Source organism: Bradyrhizobium sp. P2_E8 (assembly GCF_056403875.1).
Window position 1 is genome coordinate 1 of the sequence record NZ_JBFUES010000017.1, and the last position, 21,225, is coordinate 21,225.

18 protein-coding genes are annotated in these 21,225 nt (G+C 66.1%); 16 read left to right on the forward strand and 2 right to left on the reverse strand.

What is annotated here, in order from left to right; genetic code table 11:
• From AC1D00_RS02010 to AC1D00_RS02060, 11 genes are all read left to right on the forward strand, one after another.
• Window positions 1-542 (forward strand): SDR family oxidoreductase (locus tag AC1D00_RS02010; protein WP_477009478.1); only part of this gene is annotated, 542 nt, incomplete at its 5' end.
• On the forward strand, window positions 539-1,975 hold the full coding sequence (locus AC1D00_RS02015; RefSeq protein ID WP_477009479.1) for an NAD(P)-binding domain-containing protein: 1,437 nt from the start codon (window positions 539-541) through the stop codon (window positions 1,973-1,975). The genes AC1D00_RS02010 and AC1D00_RS02015, both read left to right, overlap by 4 nt.
• Window positions 1,976-2,094: 119 nt before the next feature.
• The gene (locus tag AC1D00_RS02020; RefSeq protein ID WP_477009480.1) at window positions 2,095-3,714 is read left to right on the forward strand and encodes an ABC transporter substrate-binding protein; all 1,620 of its coding nucleotides are present in this window, start codon (window positions 2,095-2,097) and stop codon (window positions 3,712-3,714) included.
• Window positions 3,715-3,742: 28 nt separating this feature from the next.
• A complete protein-coding gene (locus tag AC1D00_RS02025; protein ID WP_404554624.1) occupies window positions 3,743-4,777 on the forward strand; it encodes an ABC transporter permease in 1,035 nt (344 codons plus the stop codon).
• The gene (locus AC1D00_RS02030; RefSeq protein WP_135172753.1) at window positions 4,774-5,622 is read left to right on the forward strand and encodes an ABC transporter permease; all 849 of its coding nucleotides are present in this window, start codon (window positions 4,774-4,776) and stop codon (window positions 5,620-5,622) included. Before AC1D00_RS02025 ends, AC1D00_RS02030 begins: the two co-directional genes overlap by 4 nt.
• The gene (nikE, locus tag AC1D00_RS02035) at window positions 5,619-7,289 is read left to right on the forward strand and encodes a nickel ABC transporter ATP-binding protein NikE (protein WP_135172754.1); all 1,671 of its coding nucleotides are present in this window, start codon (window positions 5,619-5,621) and stop codon (window positions 7,287-7,289) included. Before AC1D00_RS02030 ends, nikE begins: the two co-directional genes overlap by 4 nt.
• A gap of 142 nt (window positions 7,290-7,431) precedes the next feature.
• On the forward strand, window positions 7,432-9,036 hold the full coding sequence (locus AC1D00_RS02040) for an ABC transporter substrate-binding protein (protein WP_135172755.1): 1,605 nt from the start codon (window positions 7,432-7,434) through the stop codon (window positions 9,034-9,036).
• 17 nt (window positions 9,037-9,053) lie between these two features.
• Entirely contained in the window at window positions 9,054-9,995 is a 942-nt protein-coding gene (locus AC1D00_RS02045) for an ABC transporter permease (RefSeq protein ID WP_027548944.1), read from the forward strand.
• Window positions 9,992-10,915 carry an ABC transporter permease gene (locus AC1D00_RS02050; RefSeq protein WP_135172756.1) on the forward strand — a complete coding sequence of 308 codons (924 nt, stop codon included), beginning with the start codon at window positions 9,992-9,994 and terminating at the stop codon, window positions 10,913-10,915. Before AC1D00_RS02045 ends, AC1D00_RS02050 begins: the two co-directional genes overlap by 4 nt.
• Before the next feature lie 19 nt (window positions 10,916-10,934).
• Window positions 10,935-11,924 carry an ABC transporter ATP-binding protein gene (locus AC1D00_RS02055; protein ID WP_477009481.1) on the forward strand — a complete coding sequence of 330 codons (990 nt, stop codon included), beginning with the start codon at window positions 10,935-10,937 and terminating at the stop codon, window positions 11,922-11,924.
• Window positions 11,921-12,904 (forward strand): ABC transporter ATP-binding protein, encoded by a 984-nt coding sequence (locus AC1D00_RS02060; RefSeq protein ID WP_027548941.1) that lies wholly within the window; start codon window positions 11,921-11,923, stop codon window positions 12,902-12,904. The genes AC1D00_RS02055 and AC1D00_RS02060 overlap by 4 nt, the downstream gene beginning before the upstream one ends.
• A gap of 15 nt (window positions 12,905-12,919) precedes the next feature.
• Here AC1D00_RS02060 and aptA read toward each other — a convergent pair whose 3' ends face one another.
• Both aptA and AC1D00_RS02070 read right to left on the reverse strand, forming a co-directional pair.
• Complete coding sequence (aptA, locus tag AC1D00_RS02065) at window positions 12,920-14,260, reverse strand: omega-aminotransferase AptA (protein WP_477009482.1); 1,341 nt, start codon at window positions 14,258-14,260, stop codon at window positions 12,920-12,922.
• Between the two features lie 24 nt (window positions 14,261-14,284).
• On the reverse strand, window positions 14,285-15,196 hold the full coding sequence (locus AC1D00_RS02070) for a GntR family transcriptional regulator (protein ID WP_477009483.1): 912 nt from the start codon (window positions 15,194-15,196) through the stop codon (window positions 14,285-14,287).
• Window positions 15,197-15,296: 100 nt separating this feature from the next.
• On the opposite strand from AC1D00_RS02070, the gene AC1D00_RS02075 reads away from it, so the two are divergent.
• From AC1D00_RS02075 to AC1D00_RS02095, 5 genes are all read left to right on the forward strand, one after another.
• A complete protein-coding gene (locus AC1D00_RS02075) occupies window positions 15,297-16,457 on the forward strand; it encodes a C45 family autoproteolytic acyltransferase/hydolase (protein WP_477009484.1) in 1,161 nt (386 codons plus the stop codon).
• Window positions 16,457-18,022, forward strand: coding sequence for an ABC transporter substrate-binding protein (locus AC1D00_RS02080; protein WP_477009485.1), 1,566 nt, complete (start codon window positions 16,457-16,459; stop codon window positions 18,020-18,022). Before AC1D00_RS02075 ends, AC1D00_RS02080 begins: the two co-directional genes overlap by 1 nt.
• 9 nt (window positions 18,023-18,031) lie before the next feature.
• Window positions 18,032-18,976 (forward strand): ABC transporter permease, encoded by a 945-nt coding sequence (locus tag AC1D00_RS02085; protein WP_404554631.1) that lies wholly within the window; start codon window positions 18,032-18,034, stop codon window positions 18,974-18,976.
• Window positions 18,973-19,785, forward strand: coding sequence for an ABC transporter permease (locus tag AC1D00_RS02090; RefSeq protein WP_027548935.1), 813 nt, complete (start codon window positions 18,973-18,975; stop codon window positions 19,783-19,785). Before AC1D00_RS02085 ends, AC1D00_RS02090 begins: the two co-directional genes overlap by 4 nt.
• A partial coding sequence (locus AC1D00_RS02095) for a dipeptide ABC transporter ATP-binding protein (protein ID WP_477009486.1) occupies window positions 19,782-21,225 on the forward strand: 1,444 nt, incomplete at its 3' end. The genes AC1D00_RS02090 and AC1D00_RS02095, both read left to right, overlap by 4 nt.

Here is a 21,225-nt window from a genome sequence, read left to right on the forward strand (position 1 = left end):
GCGATGTCGTCGGACGACACGGCGGCCTCGACATCCTGATGACGGCCGCCGGCTTCTCCTGCGGCGGCACGGTGCTGACGACGAGCCCGGACGATTGGGACGCGGTGTTTCGCACCAATGTCGGCGGCACCTGGCTGTGGGCGCGGGCCGCCGTGCCTCACATGCAGCGGCAGAACAGCGGCTCGATCATCACGCTGGCGTCGCAACTCGCCATTGCCGGCGGCAAGGGCAACAGCGCCTATATCGCCGCCAAGGGCGCGATCGTCAGCCTGACGCGGACGATGGCGGTGGATTTCGCCACCGACGGCATTCGTGTCAACGCGATCGCACCGGGCGCGATCGAAACGCCGATGCTTCGTCGCAGCTTTGCCCGTCACGCCAATGCGGAGGAGGTGCGCGAAGCCTCCCGCAACCGCCATGCCATGAAGCGCTTCGGCCAGGCGGAGGAAATCGCGCAGACGGCGCTGCATCTCGCCAGCGACGCGTCCTCGTTCACGACAGGCACCGTGATGGTGGTTGACGGAGGCTGGCTCGCGGCATGAGTGACGCGCTGACAGAGCTCGAAGCCGATGTTCGCGCCGATCTCGCCATGATCGCGCATCCGGGCGCGGCATGGCTCGACCCGAAGATCGGGGCTGATGGCAAGCCGGCGCTGGATGTTCTCGTCGTCGGCGCCGGCCAGTCCGGTATCGCCATCGGCTTCGGCCTGATGCGCTCCCGCGTCAGCAACATCCTGCTGCTCGACAAGGCCGAGGAGGGCAAGGAGGGCCCGTGGCTCACCTATGCCCGCATGCCGACGCTGCGCAGCCCGAAGGACTACACCGGGCCCGACCTCGATATTCCCAGCCTGACCTACCAGTCCTGGCACGAGGCCCGCTTCGGCAAGGAGAGCTGGCAGGAGCTCGGCCTGATCGAACGCGGCCATTGGGCCGAGTATCTGCTCTGGCTGCGGCGCACGATCGGCTTGCCGGTGCGCAACGGTTGCGAGCTCTTGGAGATCGCGCCAGGACCTAATGGCCTGCTGGCCGCACGCGTGAACAGTGCCGGCGGTGTCGAGACGCTCCATGCGCGCAAGATCGTGCTGGCGACGGGGCAGGAGGGGATGGGCGACTGGATGATCCCGGAGCCGCTCCGCCATCTGCCATCAACCTCGGTCGCGACCGTCGCCGACGACATCGATTTCGAAAAGCTCCGCGGCAAGCGGGTTGTCGTGATCGGCGCCGGCGCATCCGCCTTCGACAACGCCGCCACCGCGCTGGAGGCGGGCGCCGCCGAGGTGCATCTGTTGTGCCGCCGCGCGCAGATCCAGGTGATCCAGCCCTATCGCTGGCTGACCTTTCGCGGCTTCCTGCGCCATCTCAGCGATCTCGACGATGCCTGGCGCTGGCGCTTCATGCGCACCATCCTCGAGATGCGGGAAGGCTTTCCGCAGCCGACCTACGATCGCTGCGCGCGTCATGCCAATTTCACACTGCACGAGGGCGCGCCGGTCGAGGCGGCCCGGGAGACGGGCAAAGGCGTCGAATTGCAGACGCCGCGCGGCGCCATCCCTGCGGATTTCGTCATCTGCGGCACCGGCATCGGCATGGACTTTGCCGGGCGCGGCGAGCTCAGCGGGTTTGCCGGCAACATCGCGACCTGGGCCGACCGCTATCAGCCGCCGGAGGGCGAGCGCAACGAACGGCTCGGCCGCTTTCCCTATCTCGCCGACGATTACGCCTTCACCGAGCGCGTAGCCGGCGAGACGCCGTGGATCTCCGACATCCATCTCTTCGCCATCGCCTCCACCATGAGTTTTGGCCCGTCGGGATCGTCGATCAACGCGATGACGACCGCCGTCCCGAAGCTGGTCCACGGCCTGACGCGCGGCCTGTTCCGCGCCGATGTCGCGCGGCACTGGGCTTCGCTCAGCGCCTATGACGTGCCGCAGGCCGTGGTCATGCGGCCGGCACGAAAAATGGGGGAAATGCGATGATCATCCATGCGCCGCCGCGACGAAGCGTCCCCGCCAGCGCGCCGTGAGACTGGCGCGCAACTTGCTTGTTTCTTAACCTGCCTTGCTGGCGTTCTCTTTCGAAATTCAGGGAAAAACGAATGCGTTTTGTGTCTTTCAGGCCGGCATCCTCCGTGCTCGCCACTGTCGCGCTGCTGCTCATCGCGAACGCGCCTTCGCAGGCCCAAACCAGGGCGGAAACGCTGCGCTATGTGACGGGCGCATCCGTCAACACGCTCGATCCCAACATCCCCGGCTCGACGCGCGAGTCCTTCGCGCTGAGCATGAGCACCTATGACCGGCTGGTGGCGTTCGGCCGCAAGCAGCTCAACGGCAAATGGGTGTTCGATCTCGACACGATCACCGGCGAGCTCGCCGAATCCTACGACGTCAGTCCCGATGGGCTGAAGCTTACCTTCCGCCTGCGCAAGGACGCCAAGTTCCAGGACGGCTCGCCCGTGACGGCCGAGGACGTGAAATGGTCGCTCGACCGCTGCGTCACCGCGCCGATCCTCGGCAAGGCGCAGCTCCTGACCGGCTCCTTGACGTCGGCCGACCAGTTCAAGGTGATCGATCCCCTCACCATCGAGGTGACGCTGCCGAAGCCCGACAAGCTCGCGCTGCCGAACCTCGCGACCGTCTATCCCATGATCATCAACTCGAAGGTCGCCAAGGAGCATGCGACGGCGGATGATCCCTGGGCGACCGCCTGGCTGAAGGAGCACACCGCCGGCAGCGGCGCCTATGTGGTCGAGACCTTCAAGCCGGGCGAGCAGGTCATCCTCAAGCGTGACGAGGCCTGGAATCGCGGTTCGGCCAACAAGCCCGCCTTCTTCAAGCGCGTGATCGTGCAATCCGTGCCGGAGCCGGCGACCCGCGCCAACCTGGTCGAGCGCGGCGATGCCGACATCGTCGTCGATCTCCAGGCCAGCGACGTGCAGTCGCTCGAGGCCAAGGGCAAGCTCAAGGTGATCTCGACGCCGCAATACAATGCGATCACCTTCGTCTCGATGAACAACCAGATCCCGCCCTTCGACAACGTCAATGTCCGCCGTGCCATCGCCTTTGCGCTGCCCTATGACGACATGTTCAAGGCCGCGCTGTTCGGCCGCGGCGCGCCGCTGTTCGGCGCGACCTGGGCGGACGGCAAGCCGGCGAACGGCATCTATCCGTTCCAGGCCCCGGTGAAGACCGATCTCGACAAGGCCCGCGAATATCTCAAGGCCGCCGGCCTTCCCGAAGGTTTTGCCACCACGTTCAGCTTCAATGTCGGCCAGGCCTCGACGGCCGAGCCGATGGCTTCGCTGGTGAAGGAATCGCTTGCGAAGATCGGGATCAAGGTCGACATTCAGAAACTGCCGGATGCGCAGATGTCGACGCAGATCAACGAGAAGAAGCTGCCGTTCTTCACCGAGGGTATCGTCGCCTGGCTGCCCTCGACCGACTATTTCTACCGCAACTTCTACACCGGCAATCAGCGCTGGAATTACAGCTCCATCAACAATCCCGAGATCGCCGCGATCGCGCAGGAAGCCCGCTTCGAGCCGGACAAGGCCAAGTACGAGGAGGACGGCCGCAAGCTCAACGCGATTCATTTCAGCGAGATGCCGCAGATCCCGCTGTGGCAGCCCAACCAGGACGCGGTGATGGCGTCGTCGATCGAAGGCTATACCTACGAGTTCCATCGCCAGGTGGATTATCGCGACGTCAGCCGCAAGTGAGATCGGCAAACGAGAGAGGCTCTGAAAGGTGATGACCGGACTTGGCGCAACGATGGTGCGGGCGGGCAGGCGGCTTCTGTCGTCGCTGCCGGCGCTGTTCGGCGTGCTGGTCTTCACTTTTCTCCTGATGCGCGTCCTGCCCGGCGATCCCGCGGTGTTCTTCGCCTCCGGGCCCAATGCCGGCAAGGAGGAGATCGAGCAGATCCGCAAGCAGATGGGGCTCAACAGGCCGGTGCCGGAGCAGCTCATGTACTATCTCTCCGACATCGGCCACGGCAATCTCGGCCGCTCCATGATGACCGGGCAGCCGGTGCTGAAGGATTTGCGCGAGCGGCTGCCGGCTTCGCTCGAGCTCACCTTCACCGCGCTCCTGATCGCGCTGATCGCGGCGGTGCCGCTCGGTGTCGTCGCGGCGCTGCGGCCGGGATCGGTCGTCGATCACGGCGTGCGGCTGTTCTGCGCGCTCGGCGTCTGCGTACCGACTTTCGTTTCGGGCCTGCTGCTGATCTATGTCTTCTATTACCTGCTCGGGCTCGCGCCTGATCCCACAGGGCGAATCGACGTCTTCACCTCGCTGCCGCCGCAGCGCACCGGCTTTCTGTCGATCGATTTCCTGCTGGCCGGCGATTTTGAGGGCTGGTGGGCGGCCTGCAAACAGCTGGTCCTGCCGGCCGTGAGCATGGCCCTGTTCGTCATCGCGCCGCTGGCACGGATCACGCGCGCCTCGATGCTGGTGTCGCTCGGCAGCGATTTCGTGCGCACTGCGCGCTCCGTCGGGCTGTCCTGGCGCAAGGTCGTCGTCACCTACGCGCTGCGCAATGCGATCCTCCCCGTCATCACCATCGCCGGCATCGTGTTCTCGACCATGCTGGGCGCCAACGTCCTGGTGGAGAAGGTGTTCTCCTGGCCGGGCGTTGCCTCCTACGCGCTCGATGCGCTGCTGTCCTCCGACTATGCACCGGTGCAGGGCTTCGTGCTGCTGATGGCCAGCCTGTTCGTGCTCGTCAATCTGGTCGTCGATGTCTGCTACGGCATCGCCGATCCCAGGGTATCGATCGAATGACCAGCGCCACTCTCCGTCATTCGGTCTGGATCCTGCGCGGCAATCCGCTCACGGCCGTCGCCGCGACCGGCGTTCTGCTGTTCATCCTGGTTGCGATCTTCGGCCCCTGGATCGTGCCTTACGATCCCGTGGCCTCCAACGTTTCGGAAGCGCTGCTGCCGCCGAGCGCGGCCCACATCGCCGGCACCGACCAGCTCGGGCGCGACGTGTTCAGCCGCCTCGTCATCGCGGCGCGGCTCGATCTCGCCATAGCAGTCTCGGCAGTGGGCATCTCCTTCGTGATCGGTGCCGTCGTCGGCTCGTTTTGCGGCTATGCCGGCGGCAGGCTCGACCGTGGCGTCGGCCGCTTCGTCGACGTCATGATGGCCTTTCCGCTGTTCGTGCTGGCGATGGCGATGGTCGCGGCCCTCGGCAACCGGATCGAGAACATCGTGATCGCGACCGCGATCATCAATCTTCCCTTCTACATCCGCTTCGCGCGGGCCGAGGTCAACGTCCGGCGCAATGTCGGCTGGGTCGAGGCCGCGCGCGCCTGCGGCGAGAGCCATTTCTCGGTGGTGCTGCGGTTCCTGCTGCCGAACATCCTGCCGGCGATGGCGGTGCAGATCTCGCTCAACCTCGGCTGGGCCATTCTGAATGCGGCCGGCCTGTCCTTCATCGGCCTTGGCGTCAAGCCGCCGACGCCGGAATGGGGCATCATGGTCGCGGAAGGCGCGCGCTTCATCTCGACCGGACGGTGGTGGCTGGTGGCCTTCCCGGGCCTGGCGCTGATGCTCGCGGTGCTCTGCTTCAATCTGCTCGGTGACGGGATGCGGGATATTCTCGATCCCCGCATGCGCACATGAGCGAAGAGCTGCTCAGGATCGACGATCTCCACGTCTCGTTCTCGACGCGGCGCGGCATGGTCGAGGCCGTGCGCGGCGTGACGCTCACGGTCAAGGCCGGCGAGATGCTCGGCCTCGTCGGCGAGAGCGGCTCGGGCAAGTCGGTCACCGGATTTGCGACCACGCGGCTGCTCGATGCAGCCGGGCGCGTCACCGGCGGCAAGATCCTGTTTCGCGGGCAGGACGTGACAAAACTCCGGGGCGACGATCTCCGTCAGCTCCAGGGCGCGGCGATGTCGATGATCTTCCAGAATCCACGGGCGGCGCTCAACCCGATCCGGGCGATCGGCTTGCAGATCGCGGACGCGATCCTCACGCACAAGCGGATCTCGAAGGACGCCGCGCGCGCCGAGGCGCTGGAGCTCCTTCGCGCCGTCCAGATCCGCGACCCCGAGACGCGGATGAACGCTTATCCGCACGAGCTCTCCGGCGGCATGTGCCAACGCGTCATGATCGCGATCGCGATCTCCTGCAATCCCGCGCTGCTGATTGCCGACGAGCCGACCACCGGCCTCGACGTCACCACGCAGAAGGTGGTGATGGACCTGCTGGCCGACATCGCCGCCGCGCGGGGCATGGCGACGATCCTGATCACGCACGATCTCGGGCTCGCGGCCCGCTATTGCCGCCGCATCGCGGTGATGGAGCGTGGACGCATCGTCGAGGAGGCTGGCCCCAGGACGCTCTTCTCCACGCCGCAGCACGCCTACACCAGGCGCCTCGTGGCGGCATCGCCGACCGCGACGTCGCGGATCGAGGATCTCGTGACGGAGGAGGAGCGGGAGCGCCAGGCGACTTTTGTCAGCAAGCCGAGGCCCGAGCCCGCGCACGGGACGCCGCCGCTGCTGCAGGTGCGCAAGCTTGCGAAACGTTTCGACCAGGGTTCTGCGGCGGTCGCGGACTTCTCGATGACGATGGCCGGCGGCGAGAGCGTCGGCCTCGTCGGCGAGTCCGGCTCGGGCAAGAGCACGACGTCGCGGATGATCTGCCGCCTGATCGATCCGAGCGAGGGCGACATCGTGTTCGACGGGCAGTCGATCGGCCATGTGGCGTCGCGCGATTTTCACCGCTCCCCATTGCGCAAAGACATTCAAATGGTCTTCCAGGACCCGAACGAGAGCCTCAACCCGCGCTTCACGGCCTTCGACTGCATCGCCCATCCCCTGATGCGGCTCGACGGCATGCGGGCGGGCGAGGCGCTGCGCACGCGGGTCGAAGAATGCGCCGAGCGCGTGGGACTGCCGCTCGATCTCCTGCCGCGCTTTCCGCACCAGCTCTCCGGCGGTCAGAAGGCGCGCGTCGGCATTGCGCGCGCCATCGCCTGCCGGCCCCGGCTTCTGGTGCTGGACGAGCCAACCGCCGCGCTCGACGTCTCCGTGCAGGCGGTGGTGCTGCAACTGCTCGACCGGTTGCGCCGCGAGAACGACATCGCACTGCTGTTCGTCAGCCACGATCTCAACGTCGTGCGTATGCTCTGTGATCGCACCATCGTGCTGCGCAATGGCGGCATCGTCGAGCAGGGCGAGAGCCGGGCGCTGTTCGACAATCCGAAGACCGACTACACGCGCAAGCTGGTCGAGGCGATCCCCCATATCGAGACCGGGCCGACGTTGGCGGCGGCGCTTTGAGGCCAGGATCGTCCAAAATGGCGGTGAGATCCCGCTGGCGAAGGCCTGGTTACTGGCATACCATTTGCACGCCAATGGGCTTCGGTTTCACCTGCTCTTGGCCAATGATTGGCCGGCATCACGGCACTACTGGGAGGACTTAATGGATCGCAGGACCGTATTGAAGGGACTGGCTGGCGCGAGCGGTCTGGCATTGACGGGTGGCCTTTCGGCCCCGGCGATCGCCCAGGGCGCAGCGGCGCGCACCCTGCGCTTCGTGCCGCAGGCCAACCTCGCCAATTTCGACCCGATCTGGGGCACGCAATATGTCGTGCGCAACGCCGCGGCGATGGTCTGGGACACGCTTTACGGCGTCGATTCGTCGCTCCAGCCGCAACGTCAGATGGTCGAGTCCGAGGAAGTCACCGACGACGGTATGACCTGGACGTTCAAGCTCCGATCAGGGCTCAAATTCCATGACGGCGAGCCGGTGCTGAGCAAGGACGTCGTCGCGAGCCTTACGCGCTGGTCGGCGCGCGATCCGATGGGGCTCATGATCAAGGCGCTCCAGCAGGAGTTGACCGCCGTCGATGACCGCACCTTCAAGTTGGTGCTCAAGCAGCCCTTCCCGAAGCTGCTCTATGCGCTCGGCAAGAACAACTCGCCGTGCGCTTTCATCATGCCGGAGCGGATTGCGCAGACCGATCCGTTCAAGCAGATCACCGACTATGTCGGCTCCGGGCCGATGAAGTTCGCCAAGGGCGAATGGGTGCCCGGCGCGAAAGCGGTGTTCGAGAAGTTCGCCGACTACGCGCCGCGTCAGGAAAAGTCCTCGTGGCTTGCCGGCGGCAAGCAAATGCTGGTCGACCGCATCGAGTGGGTGGTGATGCCGGATCCGGCCACTGCGGCTGCCGCGTTGCAGAATGGCGAGATCGACTGGTGGGAGAACCCGATCGCGGACCTCGTGCCGGTCCTGAAGAAGAACAAGAACATCAGCGTCGATATCGGCGATCCGCTCGGCAATGTCGGCTCGTTCCGCATGAATTTCCTGTATCCGCCCTTCAACGACGTGCGGGCGCGGCGCGCGGTGCTGATGGCGCTGAGCCAGGAAGACTACATGCGCGCGATCGTCGGCGACGACACCGCGCTCTGGAGACCGCTGCCGGGCTACTTCACGCCGGATACCCCGCTCTACACGGAAGTGGGCGGTGAGATCCTGAAGGGCAAGCGCGATCTCGACGCGGCCAAGAAGCTGCTCGCCGAGAGCGGCTATTCCGGCCAGCCGGTGACGTGTCTGGTGGCGCAGGACCAGCCGATCACCAAGGCGATGGGCGATGTGACCGCGGACCTCCTGAAGAAGCTCGGCATGAATGTCGATTTCGTCGCGACCGACTGGGGCACAGTCGGCTCCCGCCGTGCGCAGAAGACGCCGCCGGGACAGGGCGGCTGGAACATGTTCCACACCTGGCATGCGGGTGCGGACTGCATCAATCCAGCCCCCTACACCGCCATTCGCGCCAATGGCGACAAGGCCTGGTTCGGCTGGCCCACCAGCGCCGGCACCGAAAAGGAGGTCACATCCTGGTTCGAGGCCAAAAACCTCGACGAGGAAAAGGCCACCATCAACCGCCTCAACAAGGCGGCGATGGATGACGTCGTCTATGCGCCGACCGGCTTCTTCCTGAGCTACACGGCGTGGCGCAAAAACGTCTCCGGCATCACGAAGGGGCCGTTGCCGTTCTTCTGGGGCGTATCGAAGTCCGCATGATCGTGCACTGAAGCCAGATGCTCTCCTACATCCTCCGTCGCATCGTCGCGACCTTGCCGGTGATGGCAATCGTCGCGCTGTTCGTGTTCAGCCTGCTTTACATCGCGCCGGGCGATCCGGCCGTGGTGATCGCGGGCGATCAGGCAAGCCCGGAGGATGTGGAGCGCATCCGCCAGAGCCTCGGTCTCGACCGGCCGTTCCTGATCCAGTTCGGAAGCTGGGTCTGGCGCATCCTGCACGGCGATCTCGGCACCTCGATCTTCACCAATCTGCCGGTCTCGACGATGATCGGGCAGCGTCTCGGACCGACGCTGTCGCTGATGATCGTCACGCTGCTGCTCACGATCGTGGTCGCGGTGCCGCTCGGCGTGGTGGCGGCGTGGAAGGCCGGCAGCCTGATCGACCGCGTCATCATGGGCTTTGCCGTGTTCGGCTTCTCGCTGCCCGTCTTCGTGGTCGGCTACATGCTCGCCTACATCTTCGCGCTCGAACTGGAATGGCTTCCGGTGCAGGGCTACACGCCGCTTGCCCAGGGCTTCTGGCCCTGGCTGGAGAATTTGATTCTGCCGGCGGTCGCGCTCGGCTGCGTCTACATCGCGCTGATTGCGCGCATCACCCGCGCCACCATGCTCGAAGTGCTGCAGCAGGACTATATCCGCACCGCGCGGGCCAAGGGCCTCGGGCAGGGCGGCATTCTGTTTGTTCACGCGCTGAAGAACGCGGCGGTGCCGATCGTGACCGTGATCGGGATCGGCATCGCGCTCCTGATCGGCGGCGCGGTCGTCACCGAAAGCGTGTTCGCGATTCCCGGCCTCGGCCGGCTCACCATCGACGCGATCCTGCGCCGCGACTATCCCGTCATCCAGGGCATCGTGCTGCTGTTCAGCTTCGTCTACGTCCTCGTCAATTTGATGATCGACGTCATCTATACGCTCGTTGACCCGAGGATCCGCTATTGACCGACACCACCGTCAATCCGCAATCGCTTCCGGCCGGCTTCGTCCTCGCGCCGCAACTGCCGGAGATCCTTCGGCCGGTCAAGATCCGTCGCGGCTTCATCGGCTTCCTGCGCGGTCATCCGACGGTCGCCATTGGTGGCGCGCTGCTGCTGATGCTGGTCCTGATCGCGATCTTCGCACCTTATCTCGGAACGGTCGATCCGACCGCGCTCGCGCCCGCCAAGCGCACGCGCGCGCCGTCGGCGGACTACTGGTTCGGCACCGACGTGCTCGGCCGCGACATCTATTCGCGCGTGCTGTTCGGCGCGCGGGTCTCGCTCACGGTCGGCCTGTCCGTTGCCATATTCGCGTCCGCTGTGGGCCTTGCGATCGGCATCGTCTCCGGCTTCGTCCGCTGGGCCGACGGCATCCTGATGCGCTTCATGGATGGCCTGATGTCGATCCCGCCGATCCTGCTGGCGATCGCGCTGATGGCCCTGACGCGCGGCAGCGTCGGCAACGTCATTCTGGCCATCACCATCGCCGAGATCCCGCGCGTCTCGCGCCTCGTGCGCAGCGTGGTGCTGTCGCTGCGCGAACAGCCCTATGTGGATGCGGCGGTGGCGTGCGGCACGCGCACGCCGATGATCATCCTGCGTCATATCCTGCCCAACACGCTCGCGCCCATGCTGGTCCAGGCGACCTATATCTGCGCCAGTGCCATGATCACTGAGGCGATCCTGTCCTTCATCGGTGCGGGCACGCCGCCCACCATTCCGTCCTGGGGCAACATCATGGCCGAGGGCCGCGCGCTGTGGCAGGTCAAGCCCTATATCGTGTTCTTTCCGGCGGCCTTCCTGTCCGTCACCGTGCTTGCCGTGAATCTGCTCGGCGACGGCCTTCGCGATGCGCTCGATCCGCGCATGGCCAAGAGCCTCTGATGTATCGAGGCTGATCACCATGGCGTTGCTCGAAGTCGAGAACCTTCAGACCCACTTCCGGACGCCCAGCGGAATCAACCGCGCGGTCGACGGCGTGTCCTTCCATGTCAACGAGGGCGAGACGCTCGCCATCGTCGGCGAGTCCGGCTGTGGCAAGTCGGTGACCTCGATGTCGCTGATGCGGCTGATCCCGGAGCCGCCGGGCAGGATTGCCGGGGCCATCCGCTTCGCGGGCAGGGACCTGCTCAAACTGTCCGACCGCGAGATGCGCGCGATCCGCGGCAACGACATCTCGATGATCTTCCAGGAGCCGATGACGAGCCTCAATCCGGTCTTGACCGTCGGCCGCCAGATCCGCGAGACGCTGATGATCCATCAGGGCCTGGACAAGCAGGCCGCCGAAGCGCACGCGATCGAGATGCTGACGCTGGTCGGCATTCCCGAGCCGAAGCGGCGCGTGCGCGAATATCCGCACCAGCTCTCCGGCGGCATGCGCCAGCGCGTGATGATCGCGGTTGCGCTGGCGTGCAATCCAAAACTTCTGATCGCGGACGAGCCGACCACCGCGCTGGACGTGACCATCCAGGCGCAAATCCTGAAGCTGATGCTCGACCTCAAGAGCCGGGTCGGTGCTGCGATCATCCTGATCACGCACGATCTCGGCGTCGTCGCCGAGATCGCAGAACGCGTCATGGTGATGTATGCCGGCCGCAAGGTCGAGGAGGCGCCGGTCGCCGAGCTGTTTCGCTCGCCGCGCCATCCCTATACGCAAGGTTTGCTCGGCGCCGTGCCGCGGCTTGGTTCGTCGCTGACAGGCACCGCGAGACGGCTCGCCGAGATTCCCGGTCAGGTGCCGGATCTCCGCAAGCCCATCACCGGCTGCGTCTTCGCCGGGCGCTGTGCGCTCGCGACCGATCTCTGCCGCCAATATGCACCGGGGCTGGAAGAGAAGGCGCATCGCCACGTCGCCGCCTGTCACTACGCGGCCAAGGGAGCCGTCGCGGCATGAGTCCTCCTCTGCTCCAGGTCAACGACCTCAAGAAGCATTTTCCGGTCAGCAAGGGTCTGTTCGGGCGCAAGTCCGAATGGGTCTATGCGGTCGACGGCGTGTCCTTCGAGATTGCGCGCGGCGAGACGCTGTCGCTGGTCGGCGAGTCCGGCTGCGGCAAATCGACGGTCGGCCGCGCCATCCTGCGGCTGTTCGACATCACTTCGGGCCAGGTCATCCTCGACGGCCAGCGCATCGACGACGCGCATCCGAGCACGATGCGCCAGATGCGCCGGCGCGTGCAGGTCGTGTTCCAGGATCCGTTCTCCAGCCTCAATCCGCGCATGCGCGTGCGCGACATCCTCGCGGAGCCGATCCGCAATTTCGGCCTCGCCAAATCCGCGGAAGATCTCGAGGTGCGCGTCACGGCGCTGATGGACACCGTTCGTCTGCCGCGCGAGGCGCTGAATCGCCGGCCACACGAATTCTCCGGCGGTCAGCGCCAGCGTATCGGAATCGCGCGGGCGCTCGCGGCCGAGCCCGAGCTGATCGTTTGCGACGAGGCGGTCTCCGCCCTCGACGTCTCGGTCAAGGCGCAGATCGTCAATCTGCTTCAGGACCTCCAGCAGAAATTCGGCCTCGCGCTGCTGTTCATCAGCCACGACCTCGCCATCGTCGAGCACATGACCCATCGCGTTGCGGTGATGTATCTCGGCAAGATCGTCGAGGTCGCGCCGCGCCGGGAGATCTTTGCCGCGCCAAGGCATCCCTACACCAAGGCGTTGCTCTCGGCGGTGCCGCTGCCCGAGCCGGGTGCCCAGCGCAACCCGATCATTCTCGGCGGCGACGTGCCGAGCCCGATCAATCCGCCGAGCGGATGCCGCTTCCACACCCGTTGTCCGTACGTGTTCGACCGTTGTCGCACGGAAGAGCCGCAGCTCCGCGCCGCCGAAGGCGATCAATGGGTGGCGTGCCATCTGGATGCACTGCCGGCGGGATGAGTCCCGGGAACGGCGTCAGCCGATGGCGGTCAGGGCCCGGCGGATGGCGGTGAAGATGTCGTTGATCTGCTCCTCAGTGACGATCAAGGGCGGCGAGACCAGGAGCGTATCGCCGCTGCCGCGGATCAGGATGCCGTCCTCATAGCAGCGGCTGGCGCACTCGGCGCCGCGCGCCCCCGGTGCGCCCTCGCGCGGCTTCAGGTCGATTGCGGCCAGCAGCCCGATGTTGCGGATGTCGACGACATGGGGAAGGTCGCGCAAGCCGTGCGCGTGGTTTTCCAGAGCCGGCGCGAAGCGGCGCGCCCGCTCGAACAGGTCGAGATCCTGGTACACGTCGAGCGCGGCAAGGCCCGCCGCGCAGGCAAGCGGATGGGCCGAATAGGTGTAGCCGTGGAACAGCTCGATCGCGTTGTCCGGCCCCTGCATGAGCGTGTCGTGGACCTTGCCGCTGACGATGACGCCGCCCATCGGCACGGCAGCGTTGGTCATGCCCTTGGCGCAGGTGATGAGGTCGGGCGTCACGCCGAAGGCGTTGGCGCCGAACGCGGCGCCGAGGCGTCCAAACCCCGTGATCACCTCGTCGAAGATCAGGAGGATGCCGTGCTGGTCGCAGATCTTGCGCAGCCGCTCGAGATAGCCGACCGGCGGCGGCAGCACGCCGCCGGAGCCGGTCACGGGCTCGACAATGACGGCGGCGAYGGTCGAGGGATCGTGCACTTGCAGCAGCTTTGTCAGCTCGTCGGCAAGATGCGCGCCCCATTGCGGCTGGCCCCGTGAGAACGCCATGTGCTCCGGATCATGCGTGTGCGGGAGGTGATCGACTTCAGGGAGCAGCGGGCCGAAATCCCTGCGGTGGCGGACGATGCCGCTGACCGAYAGGCCGCCCCAGCCCATGCCGTGATAGGCCTTGGCGCGCGAGATGAAGCGGATGCGGCTGGCCTCGCCGCGGGCGCGGTGATATCCGCGCGCGATCTTCAGTGCGGTGTCGACCGATTCCGAACCAGAATTGGTGAAGAAGACATGGTCGAGGCCCGCGGGCGCGATCTCGGTGATGCGCCGGGCAAGCTCGAAGGCGGCCGGATGGCTCATCTGGAACGAGGAGACAAAATCGAGCTTCGCCGCTTGCGCCTGGATCGCATCGACGATGCGCCGCTGCCCGTGTCCCGCGTTCACGCACCACAGCCCCGCCATGCCATCGAGAATGCGCCTGTTGTCATCGGTGACGTAGTGCATGCCCTCGGCGGCGACGAAGATGCGCGGCTTCGACTTGAATTGCCGGTTCGGCGTCATCGGCAGCCAGAACGGCTCCATGGCCTCGCGGGTGAGGGGACTGTTGGAGGAAGCGAAGGCGCTCATGGGCATGAAAACTCTTGTGCGTGGTCAGGAGGATTTTGACGGAGCGGAATTGGCGGGGGTGCGCTTGAGCCTGGCGGCGCCTTCGAGATGCCGGCGCAGCAGGGCGGCGGCGGCCTCGTTCTGGCCGGCTTCGAGCTGGTCGAGGATGGCGAGATGCTCGCGGCAGTTCACGATCACGCGCTCATGGCCGAAGGTCCAGTCGTAGTTGCCGAAGCGCCGCAGCCGGTTCTGCTGCTGAACCGCGACCAGCAGATAGCGGTTGCCTGACGCGGCGGCGAGGCCTTCGTGAAAGGCCGCGTTCATCTCGTAGAGCGCGATGCTGACCGTGTCGCTCCACGGCATCGCCAGCATCTCCTGATGACGGCGGCGCATCTCGGCAGCCCATGCCGGATCGAGCCGAAATCCCGGTTCGAGCAGGCCCGCCGGCTCGATCAGCAAGCGGTAGCGATAGCTTTCATCGCGTGCCTGCGTATCTGCGAGGGTGGGCTGGAAGCGCCAGCCATGTCCCGGCTTGCGCTGAACCGCGGCAACTTCGGCAAGCCTGGTGAGGACGCGCTGCACGATCGGCCGCGTCGCGTCGTAGCGCTGCATCAGGTCGCGTTCCGAAACCTCGTCCGGCAGACGGCCGGCGCGGCGATCGCGCGCGATGGCGAGGAACAGCCGGTCGGTATCGTCGGGGCTCGGCTTCGGCGGCGTCTTGTGCGGGGCAGGTGCGGTCTCGGCGACGAAATAGCCGCGGCTGGCGCCGGCGTGGACGAGCTTGCGCCGCGCCAGGAACCTCAAGGCGGCGCGCACCGGCGTGCGCGAGACCTGGAGGCGCGCGGCCAGCGCAACTTCGGCAAGACGTGTTCCGGGTGCGAGCTGTTCGCTCCGGATCAGGTTCATGATCCCGGCGGACAGTTCGCGCTGAAGACGGCTTGGGGACGCTTTTTCCAAGGTGGATTTCGAGGCAGAAGATTTTTGTTTCATGTCATCACAAAATACATTAGGCTTCGCCGGAAAGCAAAAGGAACTTCAAGAAGGAATTTGGCGTCCCATGGTCGAGCCCTTTCCCCTCATCGAAATCTCCGGTGCTCCGCGCGAGCGTGGGCGTCAGTACGGGCAGAAGGCGGCGGGCCGGATCAAGAAGGGGACGACCCATTACTTCGCGCAGTTGAAGGAGCTTTCGCTCGATGCGAAGGGCGTGGCCGCGCTGGTGCGCGACTATCTGCCCGTCATCGAGGCGTTCGAGCCGAGCTATATCGAGGAGATGCGCGGCATTGCCGAGGGCGCCGACGTTCCGTTCGAGGACGTCGTCCTGCTCAACGCCCGCACCGAGATCATCAAGCTTGCCAACCCGGCCATCCGCGCGCGGCTGAAGACGCCCGAAGATCCGGATGGTTGCACCGGCGTCGTCGTCCTGCCGCAGGCGACCACCAATGGCCGACTGATTCACGCCCAGAATTGGGACTGGAAGCGCGAATGCGCGGAGACGGCGGTGGTGCTGAAGGTGCGCCGCGACGACGGGCCGGACCTGATGACTTTCACCGAGGCGGGCGCACTCGGCCGCTGCGGCTTCAACGCGGTCGGCATCGCGATCACGGCGAACTATCTCGAAAGCGACCGCGACTATCGCCAGGTCGGCGTGCCGCTGGCGCTGATCCGCCGCAAGGTTCTGGAGAACGAGCATCTCGCGCTCGCGATGCGCGCGGTCTATTGCACGAAAAAGTCGGCGGCCAACAACATGATCGTCAGCCATCGCGAGGGCGTGGCGATCGACTTCGAATGTGCGCCGGACGAGACCTTCCAGGTGCATCCGCAGAACGGGCTCCTGGTCCACGCCAACCATTTCGTCAGCCCCGTCGCGCTCGGCAAGCTCAAGGACACCGGCCCCTTCAACACGCCGGATAGTCTGTACCGCGACATTCGCGTCCGCGACCTGCTCCAGCCGCACATCGGCAGCATCACATTCGACACGGTCAAGAGCGCGCTGTTCGACGAGTTTGCCTATCCCTGGTCCGTCTGCCGCCCGCCGCGCCGCAACCTCAGCAACAATCTCAGCGCCACCGTCGCGATGATCCTGATGGAGCCGGCGAGCGGGCTGATGCAGGTGGCGCCGCTGCCGGCGCTCAATCGCGAGTTCACCAGCTACCGGCTCGAGATCGACGAGATCGGGCGCGCCGCGTTCGAGCGGTCGGCCGCGGCGGGGGCGGCGTGATGCGGCGGCGTCGGCCATCGCCGGCATGGGCGGTTGGGCTCGCCGCCTTGGCCCTGCTGGCCATGCTGGGGAAGGCTGGCGCTGAAACCTTGCTGCGGACGCGGCTCAACGCCGATATCCGGTCGACCGATCCCGGTACCAATCGCGACGCCAACACCGACGGCGTGATCGCGCATGTGGTGGAGGGGCTGGTCGCGTTCCGTGACGACACTTCGATCGGCCCGATGCTGGCTGACAGCTGGGCCGTGTCGAACGACGGCAAGACCTACACGTTCCGCCTGCGCCAGGGCGTCAAGTTCCACAATGGTGCGACCATGACCGCGGATGACGTGATCTGGTCGCTGAAGCGCTGGCTTGATCCGGCGACGCAATGGCGCTGCCTGTCCGAGTTCAGCGCCACCGGCATCGCGCGGATCGAGAAGATCGAGGCGCCGGACCCGCAAACTGTCGCCATCACGCTCGATCAGCCGAGCGCCTTGTTCCTTCCCACCGTGGCGCGGCCCGATTGCGGCCAGACCGCGATCATTCACCGCGACTCCGTCGGCGCGGACGGCAAATGGATCGCCCCGATCGGCACAGGCCCGTTCAAGCTCGCCGAGTGGAAGCGCGGACAATATGTCGATGTCCTCCGCTTCGACGGCTACGTCTCGCGCAGCGAGCCGCGTAACGGCTACACCGGTGCCAAGGACGCCAAGGTCGATCGCGTGCGCTTCAACGTGATCCCGGACAGCTCTGCCGCGAAGGCGGGGCTGCTCAGCGGCTCGCTCGACGTCATCATGAGCCTGTCGATCCCCGATCTCGAGGAGCTCAAATCGCGTCCCGAGGTCCAGCTCAGCATCACGCCCGCGCTCGGCCTCACCGGCATCCTGTTCCAGACCAAAGACCCGCTGCTGAAGGACGTGCGGATCCGCCGCGCCATCGCGCTCTCCATCGACACCGCGCAGATCGTCGATGCCGTGATGATGGGCACCGCGCGTCCGAACAATTCCGCGCTGCCGCTCGGCAGCCCGTTCTATAGCGAGGCGCAGTCGCACGGTTATGCGCAGAATATCGCGGAAGCCAAGAAGCTGCTGCTGGAGGCCGGCTACCGCGGCCAGCCGGTCAAGATGATCACCAACAAGCGCTACAGCTTCGTGTTCGATTCCTCCGTGCTGGTGCAGGCGATGGCGCAGACCGTCGGGATCAATATCGAGCTCGAGGTGATGGACTGGGCGGCGCAGCTCGACCGCTACAACCGCGGCGACTACCAGTCGATGGCCTTTACTTATTCGGCGCGGCTCGATCCCTCCTTGAGCTTCGAGATGCTGACCGGGCCGAAGGCGACGCAGCCGCGCAAAGTCTGGGACAATCCGGAGGCGCAGGACATGCTGCGCCAGTCGATGATGATCGACGACCCCGCGAAGCGGCAGGCGCTGTTCGACGACATGCACAAGCGCTTCATCGCCGACGTGCCGATGATCGTGCTGTTCAACGGCGCCGAGCTGACGGCGCTGCGCAAGGGCATCAAGGGCTATGCCGGCTGGCTTTATCCGCAGCCGCGGTTCTGGGGTGTCACGGTCGAGTAGGGCGGCGCCATGTTGAGTTACCTCGCAAGACGGCTGGCGATGACGATCCCGACGCTGCTGCTGGTCGCGATCGCCGTGTTTGCGCTGGTCCGCCTCATCCCCGGCGACCCCGTGCAGGTGATGCTCGGCGATGCCGCCGACCCCGCGCAGGCGGCGCAGCTCCGCGCGCAGCTTGGGCTCGACCAGCCGATTCCGGTCCAGTTCATGCACTGGATCGCCAAGCTTGCGGCCGGCGATTTCGGGCACTCCATCACCAACAATCTCGCGGTGCTGCCGCTGATCCTCGACCGCTTCCAGGTCAGCGCGGTCATCGTGCTGGTGGCGGTTGCTGCGGCCGCCTGTATCGCCGTCCCGGCCGGGCTCGTTGCGGCCTGGAAGCAGAACAGCCTGCTCGATCTCTCCGTCGTCGGCGGCGCCACGCTGCTGTTGTCGATCCCGAGCTTCTGGCTCGGCCTGCTGTTGCTGCTCCTGTTCGGCCTCAAGCTGAAATGGTTGCCGGTGATCGGTTATGTGCCGTTCGCGGAGAACTTCTGGCAGGCGGCGACCTTCATCGTGCTGCCGATCGCGACGCTCACGATGGTCGAGATCGGCGTGCTCACGCGCATGGCGCGTGCCGCCTCCATCGAGGTGCTGCGGCTCGAATATGTCACGCATGCGCGCGCCAAGGGCGTACCGGAATGGCGCGTGCTTGCCCGGCACGTCCTGCCCAACGCGTTCGCGCCGACCTGGACGCTGATCGGCCTCGTGCTCGGCCATCTCCTCGGCGGCATCGCCGTGATCGAGACCGTGTTCACGCTGCCCGGCCTCGGCCGGCTCCTGGTCGATTCGATCTTTGCCCGTGACTATCCGGTGGTGCAGGGCTGTCTGCTCTTCACTGCCGTGATCTACGTCGTGGTCAATTTGATCGTCGATCTTTGCTACCCGCTGTTCGATCCCAGGGTGACGGTGGCATGAGGATGCGCGCCAACACCGCAATCGGCGGCGCGTTGATGGCGCTCCTGCTCGGCGCGGCCGTCACCGGAGCCTTCTGGACGCCGTTCGACCCGCTGCGCATCAATTTGCGCGCGCGGCTTCAGGCGCCGTCGCCCGTTCACTGGCTCGGCACCGATGAATTCGGCCGCGACGTGCTGAGCCGCATCATGGTCGGCGCCGGCGCCAGCGTCGTGATTGCGCTGGTCACGGTGATGCTGGCGATTGCGGCCGGCATGGTGATCGGCTGCACGGCGGGCTACATCCGCGGCTGGGCCGATCGCATCATCATGGCGGTCAATGACGCGCTGCTCGCCTTCCCCGGCATCCTGCTGGCGCTGGCCGTGATGATCGTGGTCGGCGCCAACAAGGTTGGGCTCATTCTGGCGTTGGGTCTCGCCTATATCCCGTCGGTCGTCCGCGTGGTGCGCGGCACGGTGCTGTCGATCCGCGAGAAGGAGTATGTCGAGGCGTCGCGCGTCATCGGCAATTCCGAGGTCTATTCGATGATCCGCCATGTGATGCCGAATGCGATTGCGCCGGTTGCGGTGCTCGCAACCAGCATGTTCGGCTGGGTGCTGCTGGCCGAGAGCGCGCTGAGCTTCCTCGGCCTCGGCGTGCCGCCGCCGGCGCCGACCTGGGGCAACATGCTGGCGGCGAGCCGTCCGTTCATGGAGACGGCGGCCTGGCTCTCGATCGCGCCGGGCCTCTGCATCGCGCTGACGCTGCTCGGCATCAACCTGCTCGGCGATTCCCTGCGCGATCGCCTCGACCCCAGGATGGCGCACGGATGACGCTGCTGTCGGTGGAGGATCTCCGTATCGAAGTGTCGGCCAGCAGGGCCGTGATCGTGGAGGGCGTCTCCTTCGCGGTCGAGCGCGGCGAGTTCCTCGCCGTCGTCGGCGAATCCGGTAGTGGCAAGACGGCGGCCGCGCGCGCCGTGCTCGGTCTGCTGCCATCAGGTCTTCGCCAGGCCGGCGGCCGGATCGTGCTCGACGGCATCGACCTCGCCCGCGTCTCTGCGCGACAGATGCGGGCGTTGCGCGGGCCGACCGTTGGCATGGTGTTCCAGGAGCCGATGGTCTCACTCAACCCCGCCATCAGCGTCGGTGCGCAGATGGCGGAGGGGCTTGGCCTGCATGAGCGGCTTGGCAAGCGCGAGATTCGGCGCCGCTGCCTCGATATGCTCGCGCGGGTTCAGATCCGCGATCCCGAGCGGACTTTTGACGCCTATCCGCACGAATTTTCCGGCGGCATGCGCCAGCGCATCATGCTCGCCTCGGTGATGCTGTTGAAACCGAAGCTGCTGATCGCGGACGAGCCGAYCACGGCGCTGGACACCCTGACCCAGCGTGAGGTGCTCGACCTCATGGTCGGGCTCGCCCGCGATCACGGCACGTCGGTGCTGCTGATCACCCACAATCTTGGCCTTGTGTCGCGCTATGCGCAGCGCGCGCTGGTGTTGCGCCAGGGCAGGATGGTCGAGACCGGAACGACGCGGCAAATCCTGTCCTCACCGCGCGAAGCCTATACCAAACGGCTGGTCGAGGCCTTGCCGCGCCGTGGCACCACGACCAAGGCGCGGCAGGCCGGCGAACCCCTCGTCAGCGTCCGGGGCCTCAAGGTCGGCTTCGCCGGGCGGCAGCGATTGTTCCGGCGCGATGCCGGCGTCCCGGCTGTCAACGGCGTCGATCTCGACATCGCCGCCGGCGAAACGGTTGCGGTGGTCGGCGGCAGCGGCTCGGGCAAGACCACGCTCGGCCGCGCCATGCTGCGTCTCATTCCGACCTCGGGCGGAGAGATCAGGTTCCGGGGCAGGGACGTCACGTCAAGTGTCGACCGCGACTTCCGCCTCGCCTCGCAACTGGTGTTCCAGGATCCTTACTCCTCGCTCGATCCGCGCATGCGCGTCGGCGAGATCGTCGCCGAGCCGCTGCGTCATGTCCCGCAGCTAACGACAGCCGAGCGCGACAGGCGCATGGAAGCGATGCTGGAGGAGGTCGGGCTTGTGGGCCTCGGCAAGCGCTGGCCGCATGAATTGTCCGGCGGTCAGCGCCAGCGCATCGCGATCGCGCGTGCCATCGTGCGCGAGCCGGCCTTCGTCGTGGCGGACGAGCCGGTCTCGGCGCTCGACATGACCATCCAGGCCCAGGTGCTGAAGCTGTTCGAGCGGCTTCAGGCGCAATACGGCTTCGCCTGCCTGTTCATCAGCCATGATCTCGCCGCCGTCGAGC